Origin of the sequence: Cellvibrio sp. ARAG 10.3, assembly GCF_051846955.1 — a bacterium.
GTDB lineage: Bacteria > Pseudomonadota > Gammaproteobacteria > Pseudomonadales > Cellvibrionaceae > Cellvibrio.
Genome location: NZ_JBPYCU010000004.1, coordinates 265,561 through 276,769 on the forward strand (window position 1 = coordinate 265,561; position 11,209 = coordinate 276,769).

General features: G+C 52.3%; 11 protein-coding genes. All 11 read right to left on the minus strand.

Annotated features, from left to right (window positions below; translation table 11 throughout):
• Positions 1-11: 11 nt before the first annotated feature.
• Complete coding sequence (locus ACSV5M_RS07560; RefSeq protein ID WP_439175115.1) at positions 12-326, minus strand: HvfA family oxazolone/thioamide-modified RiPP metallophore; 315 nt, start codon at positions 324-326, stop codon at positions 12-14.
• Positions 327-500: 174 nt separating this feature from the next.
• Positions 501-4,460 carry an ATP-dependent RNA helicase HrpA gene (hrpA, locus tag ACSV5M_RS07565; protein ID WP_439175118.1) on the minus strand — a complete coding sequence of 1,320 codons (3,960 nt, stop codon included), beginning with the start codon at positions 4,458-4,460 and terminating at the stop codon, positions 501-503.
• Between the two features lie 96 nt (positions 4,461-4,556).
• Positions 4,557-5,024 (minus strand): Dps family protein, encoded by a 468-nt coding sequence (locus ACSV5M_RS07570; RefSeq protein WP_439175120.1) that lies wholly within the window; start codon positions 5,022-5,024, stop codon positions 4,557-4,559.
• Between the two features lie 82 nt (positions 5,025-5,106).
• Complete coding sequence (locus ACSV5M_RS07575) at positions 5,107-5,595, minus strand: hypothetical protein (protein WP_439175122.1); 489 nt, start codon at positions 5,593-5,595, stop codon at positions 5,107-5,109.
• 21 nt (positions 5,596-5,616) lie between these two features.
• Positions 5,617-7,659 (minus strand): VWA domain-containing protein, encoded by a 2,043-nt coding sequence (locus ACSV5M_RS07580; RefSeq protein WP_439175124.1) that lies wholly within the window; start codon positions 7,657-7,659, stop codon positions 5,617-5,619.
• Positions 7,660-7,840: 181 nt separating this feature from the next.
• Positions 7,841-8,308 carry a hypothetical protein gene (locus tag ACSV5M_RS07585; protein ID WP_439175125.1) on the minus strand — a complete coding sequence of 156 codons (468 nt, stop codon included), beginning with the start codon at positions 8,306-8,308 and terminating at the stop codon, positions 7,841-7,843.
• Positions 8,309-8,326: 18 nt separating this feature from the next.
• On the minus strand, positions 8,327-8,767 hold the full coding sequence (locus ACSV5M_RS07590) for a YcgN family cysteine cluster protein (protein ID WP_439175126.1): 441 nt from the start codon (positions 8,765-8,767) through the stop codon (positions 8,327-8,329).
• 4 nt (positions 8,768-8,771) lie between these two features.
• On the minus strand, positions 8,772-9,065 hold the full coding sequence (locus ACSV5M_RS07595; RefSeq protein WP_439175127.1) for a YcgL domain-containing protein: 294 nt from the start codon (positions 9,063-9,065) through the stop codon (positions 8,772-8,774).
• Positions 9,049-10,233, minus strand: coding sequence for a ribonuclease D (gene rnd / locus ACSV5M_RS07600; RefSeq protein WP_439175128.1), 1,185 nt, complete (start codon positions 10,231-10,233; stop codon positions 9,049-9,051). The genes ACSV5M_RS07595 and rnd overlap by 17 nt, the downstream gene beginning before the upstream one ends.
• Positions 10,233-10,826 carry a recombination mediator RecR gene (gene recR / locus ACSV5M_RS07605; protein ID WP_439175129.1) on the minus strand — a complete coding sequence of 198 codons (594 nt, stop codon included), beginning with the start codon at positions 10,824-10,826 and terminating at the stop codon, positions 10,233-10,235. Before recR ends, rnd begins: the two co-directional genes overlap by 1 nt.
• A gap of 36 nt (positions 10,827-10,862) precedes the next feature.
• Complete coding sequence (locus ACSV5M_RS07610) at positions 10,863-11,183, minus strand: YbaB/EbfC family nucleoid-associated protein (RefSeq protein ID WP_439175130.1); 321 nt, start codon at positions 11,181-11,183, stop codon at positions 10,863-10,865.
• Positions 11,184-11,209 lie beyond the last annotated feature (26 nt).

Consider the following 11,209-nt stretch of genomic DNA (forward strand, 5'->3'; position numbering starts at 1 on the left):
CCAGATAAGGATTAGTGGCTACCGCACTTACCTTCGCCACATTTGCCTTCACCTTCGGATTTTTTATCCCCACATTTCCCTTCGCCGCACTTTCCTTCACCTTCAGCTTTCTCGCCACCGCACTTGCCTTCACCGCATTTACCTTCGCCACACTTTCCTTCACCACATTTGCCTTCAGCATCTTTTTCTGCCAGGTTGTAGCCAGCAGTCAAGGTTTCAGCAGCAAAGGGATTTTCTACCGCAGAAGCCATAGGCGCGAGCGTCGCAGAAGCCATGAAAGCCACACCCAGAGCAGCAGCCAGCGGGGACACAGTTTTCTTATTCATATCAAAGACTCCGTTTTAACGTTAAAGGATGAAATAGCCAGCCAAACCTAGCACAGCAAAACACGCGGCACCAGTTGCCTGACGGTAAAATCAAGATCATTCGTCACACAAATAACTATACGTTCTTGATGGGCTATAGATGCGCGACTCTGCGCTTCGTTACATTAAATTTTGTTAATGCTGTTCGAGGACCAGTTGCCACTGTTTATCCAGTCGTTTACTTGAGATGGGCACCTGGGTTTTGAGCGTCTGGGCGAAGAGTGACACCCGCAGTTCTTCAATCCACCATCGATAGGTTTGCAAAGAAGACTTTTGCGCCAACTGAAAGGCACCTTCTTTGATAAGAAAGTCATTCAACCGCTGCCAGGCTGTCTGGATCTCCGTGATAGCCAAGCGATCCTTCTGTGGATTCAAGAGCGCTTTTTCCAGACGCGCCAGAATAGCGCGCAGGTACCGGGGATATTGTTCCAGCCATTCCCGCGGGGTGTTGTACATAAGCCCGGGATAGAACAGCTGTTGCAATTGTTGCTGGATATCACTCAGGGTAAAGGCTAAAGCCAGAGCATTTTTGTGTTGTTTCAATTGCTTACGCACCTCGACCAGGAGCTTTAAACTGGCCAACAGGGTTGCGGCATTTTCCTGTGCATGGCTGACAAGTTGTTCGCGAACTGCGTTCAGGCGACCATCAAAGGCGTTGCGGTCGCGCGGCAAGTCGTGCTGATCCGGCACGCATAACTGACAAAAGCTGGCCATCAGGATGTCATCAACCACTTGCTCACGGTTACCAATGCCCGCCACCGACAAGGCTAATTCCTGCCCTTTCAGTAATTCTTTTTGTAGATATTTAACCGTCTGCACCGCTTCAAGCACATATAAACGCGATATACCGCGCTGGGTCAGATGCAAGGCTTGCTGTGGATTGTCCAGTACTTGCAGAGCTACAGACTGGTGTTTGTCGACCACCGCCGGATACGCGCGAATACTGATGCCGGCGCGCTGTAGTTGTACGCTCTGGGGCAAGGCATCAAAGTCCCAGGCCAGGATGTTGTCACGCTCAATATCGGTTGCGGCAGATTGAATATTTTGTTGCACCTGTTCGCGATAGCGCTCGCGTAAGCTTGTAAGCTGACGACCACTCGCAATGCACTTACCACGATCATCCATCACCTTGATATTAAAGCGATAAAAATTATCCAACTGCTCCGGTTGCCAGGCATCCGCCGGAACATCTACCGCCGTTTGACGTTTCAATTGCAGCGCAAGCGCCTCACTTAATGGCTTATTGTCCGGGGCCAGCGCTGCCAGCGCTTTATCCACCACATCCGGTACCGGCACAAAATGTTTGCGTAAGGCTTTGGGTAGACCCTTCACCAGATTGATGCATTTATCGCGCAACATACCCGGCACCAACCATTCCAGCCGATGTTCCGGAACCTGATGCAGCAGGCTCACCGGAACATGCACACTGACACCGTCGTCCGGATGGCCCGGTTCAAAATGGTAGGTCACCGGAAAAACCATACCGCGCCATTCCAGTTCATTGGGAAACTGCGCTTCGGTCACATCGCCCGCGCTGTGCCGCATCAAGCGTTCACGGTCGATATACAACAAACGCGGGTTGTCCTGCTCTGCTTTTTTTCGCCAGGATTCGAAGCCGGCAACATTAATAACGTGTCGGGGCAGGCGTTGGTCGTAAAAATCAAATAACACTTGCTCATCGGCTAGAATATCCCGACGCCGCGCTTTGGATTCCAGCTCATCCAATTCTTTCAGCAAAGCTTGTTGATGCGTAAAGAAATCATCCAGCGGTTTATGGCGTTGCTGTTGCCGGCGCTTGGGATGATCGTTGTATTGCCCTTCCACCAAGGCCGCACGAATAAATACCTCGCGACACTGCGCCGCATCAATGCGGCTGTAACTCACGCTGCGCTTCTCGATCAACACCAAACCATACAGACTGACTTTTTCATAAGCCATGACCTGGCCACTGCGGCTGTCGTAATGGGGTTCGAAATAATGCCGTTTGACCAAATGTTCGGCTGCATCCAACGCCCATTCCGGTTCGACTTTGGCGACTGTGTGGGCATACAAGCGCGATGTTTCCAGCAATTCAGCGGCCATTATCCATTTGGGCGTTTTGCGCACGAGCGACGAGCCGGGGAAGATCGCAAATTTTCGATTACGCGCTCCGGCGTATTCGCGTTCCTCGGCGTTATAGCCAAGATTTCCCAACAACCCCGTCAGCAAGGCGCGGTGCACCGCTTCGTAATTGGCTGGTTCGGTATTCTCTTTCAGATTGAGCGGTTTTAGGGTCAAACGCAATTGGTGGTGAATATCTCGCCACTCGCGCAACCGCAGATAAGACAAAAATTCCTTTTTACTTTGTTTGCGCCATTGATTCTGCGACAGGGTTTGTCGCAAGTTTTCGAAATAATTCCACAAATTAACGTAAGCAAGGAAGTCAGAATTTTCTACCCAAAAACGACGATGGGATTGATCAGCAGCCTGTTGTTTTTCTGCCGGGCGTTCGCGCGGGTCCTGCACCGAGAGCGCACTGATAATAATCAGCACTTCCCGCACACAGCCGAAGGCCTGGGCCGCTATCAGCATCCGCCCGAAACGCGGATCGACAGGAAGCTGTGTTAGCTGCTGACCTATGGTTGTTAACTGGTTTTTGCTGTCGACCGCCTGCAGTTCTTCCAGCAATTTAAAACCATCACTGATCAAGCGGTGGTCCGGGCTGTCGATAAACGGGAACTTGTGAATATCCCCCATGCGCAGTTGCAGCATCTGCAAGATAACCGCAGCGAGGTTGGTGCGCAGGATCTCGGCGTCAGTAAACTCAGGCCGCGATAAAAAATCCTCTTCGCTGTATAAACGAATACAAATACCTTCGCTGACGCGCCCGCAACGCCCTTTACGCTGATTTGCGCTGGCCCGGGAGATAGGTTCAATCGGCAAACGCTGCACCTTGGTGCGATAACTGTAACGACTGATTCGCGCAAAACCCGGATCAATCACGTAGCGAATGCCGGGTACCGTGATAGAGGTTTCCGCAACATTGGTGGCCAGCACAATGCGCCGCCCGGTGTGCGGTGCAAATACTTTTTGTTGCTCGGCAAGACTCAGGCGTGCGTAAAACGGAATAACTTCCAGATGGTTAAATTGGGCTTTGCGAATCGCATTGGCTGCTTCGCGGATATCGCGCTCGCCACTCATAAATATCAGGATGTCGCCACCGCGTTTGCCATGGTGTTTTTCATGTTGTTCAATTTCGCGAATGCTGTCGATGATCTGCTGGTATTGATCATCATCCCGCTCGCTACCTTCACCCTCTTCACTTGCTGAATCGAAGGGCGGGCGATACCAGACATCCACCGGGTAGGTACGCCCCGAAACTTCAATCACTGGCGCATCGTTAAAATGTTTGGCAAAACGCTGCACATCAATAGTAGCCGAGGTAATAATGACTTTTAAATCCGGACGACGCGGCAACAACTGTTTGAGGTAACCGAGCAGGAAATCGATGTTGAGGCTGCGCTCGTGCGCCTCATCAATAATCAGGGTGTCATAGCGGGAAAGAAAACGATCATGCTGGATCTCGGCCAGCAGGATCCCGTCTGTCATGACCTTGATCAACGTCTGGTCGTTGGACTGATCGCTGAACCTGACTTGATAACCGACCTTTTCACCCAGCCGGGATTGCAGCTCTTCTGCAATACGCGAGGCAACCGTATGGGCCGCGATACGGCGCGGCTGGGTGTGGCCGATCATGCCTTTGATACCGCGCCCCAGAGCCAGACAAATTTTGGGAATTTGTGTGGTTTTACCGGAGCCCGTTTCACCGGCTAACACCACAACCTGATGAGCAGCGATCAGCGCAGCAATATCGTCGCGTTTTTCACACACCGGCAGATCAGGAAAGTGTATTGGTGCAGCGGCAGATTCCTCGCGCTGCTTCACCAGTGCATGCGATGCCAATACCTGCTGTTCCCATTTTTGTAATTGGGGCAAGTAGTCTTTTTCACTGCGCGCGAGTTTTTCAATATCCTGTAAACGGCGTCCCAAACGATGGTTATCGCGCGTCATCACGCCATCCAGGTATTGCTTTAATGCTGACCACTCAACTGCCATAACAAACCGACCTCATTCGAATGGCCGCTATGATACCAAATAAAGAAGCCCGGCCAATTGGCCGGGCTTCTTAGGGATTATGTGCGGAGCGTGCTGTTATTCAAGCAGGCTGCGCAACATCCAGGCAGTCTTTTCATGTAACTGTATACGCTGGGTAAGCAGGTCTGCCGTTGCCTCATCATTGGCTTTTTCTACGACGGGAAACAGCGAGCGAGCCGTCCGCACTACCGCTTCCTGACCTTCCACCAGCAGGCGGATCATGTCTTCTGCCTTGGGAATACCCTCATCTTCTTTGATAGAGCTGAGTTCAACGTATTGCTTGTAAGTACCGGGTGCTGGGAAACCGATAGAGCGAATTCGTTCTGCGATAGCATCAACGGCTAGCGCTAATTCAGTGTATTGGGTTTCGAACATCAGATGCAGGGTTTGGAACATGGGGCCAGTCACATTCCAGTGGAAATTGTGGGTTTTCAAATAGAGGGTGTAGGTATCAGCCAATAATCTGGACAGACCCTCTGCAATATCTTCCCGGTCACTTTTCTTGATACCAATATCAATCTTCATGGCAGACTCCTTTGTGAATCGTGTTGAATATAACTTTGGTTGCTTAATTAAGAAATGGCGCTGTTTTTATCTATGGGGCTCGTCAGGAAAAATTCAACCGCCCGACCAACCCCATCAGGACCAAATGCGGTTGATGTTGACTATAGCGTTGATAGCTTTCGGCAATAGCTGCCGGTATTTGTTCCGGTAGCATCACTTGAAAACCCACCGACTCATAAAATGTTTGCAGATATCCCAACGAGAAACAATAACACCCTACTGCGGTTTCAGGTTGCCATGTCAGCTGCAGGATTTGCCCCAAAAGTAAACGCGCTAAGCCCTGTCCCCGACGGTGCGTTACAACACACAGATTACGCAACAGCCAATAATTCTCTTGCGGTAAAAATCTCACAGCAGCATGCAGTTCCAATGAATGCACGTCGCGCAAACTGTACACCTGTTCCAGACGCCCACAATTTACCCGATACCCGCATTGTTTATAAAAACGATTAATAATCGGATACTGCACGGGTAAGGGTTTTTCCAATCGATACCATGCCGATACAGGTGAGGAGTAGCCGATCTGATTCATGAGACAAACACAATCGCAGACTTATTTATCTTTATCCGTATCACCGGGGTTATCTTCCAGATCACCAAGATCCAGAAATAAATCCGCATCCCCTTTCCCATTAGCATCTATAGCGATATGTGCAGCCGGGTCATCGGCGGAAACGTCTATTGCCTGCGTTTGCCCCACTTCTTGCATCGCTAACTTTTCAGCAGAGGCGGAGGGATTATCCGATACTTTCGCATCTTCTGTTTCCTCCAGCTCTTCGCTTGCTTTGCCGCTGACGATCATGCGATAGGCAAAATATGCCAAACCAAACACTAGCAAATTCGCCAGGGCGATACCTGAATAAAGCATCCATTTACTGATACCAACTGAAGGTACTGGATCCGCAACCGGCTCTGGTTGCGGTTCAGCTTTGGGCTCCTCCGACACTTCTGCTACCGGCTCGGGCGCTGCTGGCTGCTCTTCATCAACATTCACCGGATTAACCGGATCACCGGCCTGCGGATAGGAAAAATATTGCGCCGGTAATACTTCGGTAAAAGGTGCGCCGCTGTTGCGCTTACCGGATACTGTCAATTCAATACTGTAATTGGCTTCCGTCGTTGGCGTTACACGTACTTGCCAGTGTTGTTGATCGGTTATAGATAAGGGTTGGATTTCATGAAGCCCGGCGGAATTTTTTATTGCCGCATCAATGCGCGTGTTGGCAACATCAACAAACTGCTTATCGGGCGATACATCGACACGATAATAAAGCTGCTGATCTTCAATGACCTTATCAAGGGTTACCGTAAAAGGTGAAATCACCGATACATGGTGTTTGAATTCGCGTTGAAATGTTTTTCCATCGATGAGCACACGCACAACATAATCACCGGCCTCATCAAAGGTTGTCAGGGCATGCTGGTAAACACCATCGATAGGAGGCTGCCGTTTGCCCAGGGGAATTTGCCATTGTTGTTCATCGTGATGTCGTTTGATCTGGGCCTGCATCGTCAACAACCCCAGGAACTCCGCACTGGTTACACGCTGCTTTTCTTCCTGAAAGAAAAATTGTAATTCGAGTGGTTGGCCTACCAACAAATTGTTCATCAGGGGGGCTACCTGCAATTGCAGATCGCTAACTACCGTGACTCTATTATCGGGATCAATGTCAGCTTTCAGCAGCCATTCGCCAGCGGCCGGTTGTTGTACGGTCACCAGATCATAATTGGCTGTACTGAACCAGTTGACCTGGTCTTTGGTATTGCTTGCGGTGTAGGCAACACCTGCCGGTGAGGTCAGGACTGTCGATGCTGCGCCGGCTTTGCGGAATACCAGTGCGGTGAACTCCTTTACACTGTCATCCACCAAAAACCTGTTGCCTTCCAGGGGTAGACGTTCCGCCGGTACCGCCTGATCAAAAATCCGCAGAAAAGTGCTCATCAATTCTTCTGCGGTATCCGCCACAGCAAATACCCCATCGGTACTCAATGAGAGCGCTTGCATTAATTCCTGGTCGGCGGCATCGGATAAGGCGATGGTATGAATGGCATAACCCGCTGCTTTCAACGCTGGCAAAAGTTCATTGAGGATGCGCGACCGTTCGCGCTGGTTGATATCACTGTCGGGACTGATGTCCACCACACCGTCGGTCAGCAGGATGATGTTGTGGCGATAATTCCCGGACAGCTTTTCGCGGTCGTAGGTGCTTTGTTCTAGCGCCTCACCAATGTTGGTATACAGCGCTACAGAGGTAATACCGGCCGTCTTGCTGGCAGCGGTAGTCATCCAGTTGTCGTCAACCGGGCGATGGGGCACCAGCAGGTTTACGGCCTGACCAAAAGTCCAGATACCTGCCTGGCTGCCGTCCGGCATAAGTTGTACCAACAGTTCCATCGCCGGTTTACGCAGGTTATGCGGGTCGGTTTTTTTCATGCTGCCGGATATATCAATTAGCACGCGCACATCGGCGGGCAGGGGCTGGTTTACATCGGCAGAGTGAGCCACTAAATGGAGGCCGGCGATCAACAAGAGAAGGACTACACGAGGGAAAAAGCGCATGTTGGGCCTGTTTTTATCGTAACTGGCTTCAGTCATTTACCTGAAGCATGTGGCCCCAAGTCGGCTGATGCCCTGAATACCTGATGAATCGGGGATATCAGCTTAGTTATAGCAGCCATCACATGATTCGCAATCTTTGCTGGCAAAAGGAGGATAAATTCAAGGCATTCAGTGGGATAAGCCAGTGATGCATTGCGCACTCACTGGCCCCGTCAGGTCAGCGCTCGGCGCGCAGGGGAATAGTATGATCCGGCAGGTCATCCTCATCGGTATGGTCTTCTTCCTGCCGCGCTTCCCGGTAGACGGTTTCCCGTTTACTGGTTTCCCGCTGGCGGGATGCAGATGCAGTATGCCCGGCCGAACCCCTTGAGAAACGTCGAGTTACCAGTTGCACCAACAGGGATATCACCAAGCCTGCCAGCCACACACCGGACACCACCATGATGATCGGCATCACGGCTTCAAGCCCTTCCGTCAGACCTTCAAATACGATGAAGAAAATCGCCGGCGCCATCAGCATCTGTTCGGCATCCACTGCATAAGGCGTCAGCAACAAGGCCAGCACCGACACAAAGAAGAAAATCGCCCATTCACGCCCGAACCGGCGGAACAACAAAAAGGCAGCCATGGCACAACCCACTGCCCCCAGACCGTATATCGTCCACGCTAAACCATAACCATCCACAATCGACTCCTCTGCGGGTTAAACCCAGCGAATAACATAATCCTCAAGATCCTCTTCGGCGACGGCAGATTCCGCCACCACCTTGCCTGCCACCGACATCCCCGCGGTGTGCACGCTCTGCGGATCGCCGGAAACCAGCGGGTGCCAATCGAATAGCGGCAGGCCCTCTGCAATCAACCGGTAGGCGCAGGTGTCCGGCAGCCAGTAGGTCTCTTTCACCGAGTCCGGTGTGAGCACCACACACCCCGGCACAAGCATCTGGCGATGGGCGTAGTTCTTGCACTGGCACCGATCATGGTCCAGATACTCGCATGCCACTCGCGTGTAAAACACATCGCCGGTGTCTTCGTCTTCCAGCTTGTGCAGACAGCATTTGCCGCAACCATCGCATAACGACTCCCATTCATCCGGGGTCATTTCCTGCAAGGTTTTTGCCCGCCAGAAGACCTGTGCTGCCATAACCTTAACCTGACAACTTGCTGTTGTAGGACCGTACCAGGCGCATCTCATCGGTTACTTCCGAGAGCGGCGGTAATTGCAAATAATACCCCTGGGTTTGCAGGCTTTCGATGACTTTTTCGACGGAAGCACGGGCCAGCTTTTTCTCTGGTGTCAGCACCAGCACCATCGCCTGCTGGGGTTTGCCAAAACGCTGCAACAAGGCCTCCGGTACACGACTCAACCCTTCGTTTTTGTTGACGTACAGGTACATCCCCTCTTCTTTGGGGCTGCGATAAATTTCACTGATCACTTTCATGGCTTGGCTCTTCGAGGCTTGGCTCGCTGGTGGGTACAACCGGCTCTTGGGCGAGCCTTAACAGACTTTCGCCGATGACACCGTGGCGCCAGCCGAGTAAACGGGTCGGCAAGGTGTAGGTGCCGCCCTTCATGCCGGAGCGCACGATGGCTTCGTACTCTTTTTTACGCACTAATACTTCGGGCGGTAAATTCAATTGTTCGGCCTGTTCGCGCACGTGGTTTTTCAGGCGCTTCAACAACGGCCCTTCTCTCTGCGCCAACGGCGGATCGAGCCGCGCCGGCCAGGCTTCAGACGGCAGATGTAATGTCTGGCGAATCAGTTGCAACAGGGTTTCACCGTCATGCTGCAAGGTGCGATGGGGAATGTCGGGAATACGCTGAAGCGCTGCCATGTCCTGGGGTTGCTTGCGCGCCATCTCCCACAGCGCCGGCTCCTTGATCAGGCGGTTACGCGGGATATCCCGTACACGGGCCTCGGTTTCACGCCAGATACTCAAGGCTTTCAGCACAGCAAGTTCTTGTGGGCGCAACTTCCAGGCAAAACCTACCTTCTGGTAAGCCTCATTGAAATCTTCTGCGGCCCGCGCTGCAATCACCAATTCCGCACAGTCATCTTTGACCCATTGCAACCGTTGGCTGCTCTTTAGTTCCTGCAGAAGTTTGCCGTAGACAATCAGCATATGCGCCACATCCAGGGCGGCGTATTTAAGCTGGGCGGTACTCAGGGGTCGCTGCACCCAATCGGACCGGGTTTCTTCCTTGGGGACCTCGGTATCGAGCACCGCTTTTACCAGGCCCGCATAACCAATGGAAAATCCGTAACCTGCAAAGGCGGCAGCAATCTGGGTATCAAACAGGGGCGAAGGAACTATACCGAGCAGGCGGCGAAATACTTCCAGATCTTCGGAACAGGAATGCAGTACCTTGGTGACAGCCTCGTCGAGCAACAGCTCGCACAAGGGCGCAAAATCACTAATGGCCAGAGGGTCAATCAGATAGCAGCCTTTGCCATCACCGACCTGAATCAAGCCGGCAATGGGGTAAAAGGTACTGCTGCGCATAAATTCGGTATCAATCGCAATCGCGGCCTGTTGGCGCCAGCGTGCGCACAAATCGGCTAATTCAGTATCCTGATCGATCCAGATGGGTTCGGTGGGAATCAACATTAAACGTGTCTTCGACTTGAAAATGCATGGGCGAGCGTGCCGCCATCAATGAACTCCAGCTCACCGCCCAAGGGAACACCGTGAGCGATGCGCGATACCACCACCCCCAGTTTCTTGGCGCGTTCGCTGATATAAAACGCTGTGGCCTCACCCTCTACGGTGGGGTTGGTGGCGAGGATAACTTCCTTGATGGGCTCACTTTGCAGCAACTGAATCAACTGGTCCACACCAATATCTTCCGGACCGATACCATCAATAGGCGACAGGTGGCCCAACAGTACAAAATACTTGCCCTGGTAACTGCCGGCCTGTTCGATGGCCAGCACATCTGCCGGTGTTTCCACTACACATAACAGGCTGTCTTCGCGACGGCTGTTACTGCAAATGCCACACAGGGTTTGTTCAGTCAGGATACGACACCGCTGGCAGCGCCCTACACCTTCCACCGCCTTGTGCAGGCTGTGGGCCAGACGCTCCGCACCTTCGCGATCCCGCTCCAGCAAGTGCAGCGCCATCCGTTGTGCGGATTTGGGGCCAACCCCAGGCAAGCAGCGTAGCGAGGACATCAATTCATCAATTAAGGGGCTGAACATGGAGCAGTCTCAGGAGTTAAAAACGGGCGCAACGCATCAGAATGGCATCTTGAAATCCGGCGGAATACCCATGCCGGCAGTCATCTTTTGCATATGCTCACGGCTGTGGGCCTCCACCTTGCGTACGGCATCATTCACGGCAGCGGCCAGCAGGTCTTCCAGCATTTCCTTGTCTTCGCTGAGCAGGCTGTCGTCAATGGAAACCCGCTTCACGTCGTGGCGACCGGTCATCACCACGGTCACCAGGCCTGCGCCGGCCTCGCCTTTCACTTCGGCATTGGCCAGCTCTTCCTGCATCCGCTGCATCTTGCCTTGCATCTCTTGGGCTTGCTTCATCAAGTCACCCAAACCTTTCATACACCACCTCTGTTTTCAATTAAAAA

Excerpts from the sequence above, each read along its gene's own strand:
- ACSV5M_RS07560 (WP_439175115.1), bottom strand. The coding sequence starts at position 326 with ATGAATAAGAAAACTGTGTCCCCGCTGGCTGCTGCTCTGGGTGTGGCT.
- hrpA (WP_439175118.1), bottom strand. The coding sequence starts at position 4,460 with ATGGCAGTTGAGTGGTCAGCATTAAAGCAATACCTGGATGGCGTGATG.
- ACSV5M_RS07570 (WP_439175120.1), bottom strand. The coding sequence starts at position 5,024 with ATGAAGATTGATATTGGTATCAAGAAAAGTGACCGGGAAGATATTGCA.
- ACSV5M_RS07575 (WP_439175122.1), bottom strand. The coding sequence starts at position 5,595 with ATGAATCAGATCGGCTACTCCTCACCTGTATCGGCATGGTATCGATTG.
- ACSV5M_RS07580 (WP_439175124.1), bottom strand. The coding sequence starts at position 7,659 with ATGACTGAAGCCAGTTACGATAAAAACAGGCCCAACATGCGCTTTTTC.
- ACSV5M_RS07590 (WP_439175126.1), bottom strand. The coding sequence starts at position 8,767 with ATGGCAGCACAGGTCTTCTGGCGGGCAAAAACCTTGCAGGAAATGACC.
- ACSV5M_RS07595 (WP_439175127.1), bottom strand. The coding sequence starts at position 9,065 with ATGAAAGTGATCAGTGAAATTTATCGCAGCCCCAAAGAAGAGGGGATG.
- rnd (WP_439175128.1), bottom strand. The coding sequence starts at position 10,233 with ATGTTGATTCCCACCGAACCCATCTGGATCGATCAGGATACTGAATTA.
- recR (WP_439175129.1), bottom strand. The coding sequence starts at position 10,826 with ATGTTCAGCCCCTTAATTGATGAATTGATGTCCTCGCTACGCTGCTTG.
- ACSV5M_RS07610 (WP_439175130.1), bottom strand. The coding sequence starts at position 11,183 with ATGAAAGGTTTGGGTGACTTGATGAAGCAAGCCCAAGAGATGCAAGGC.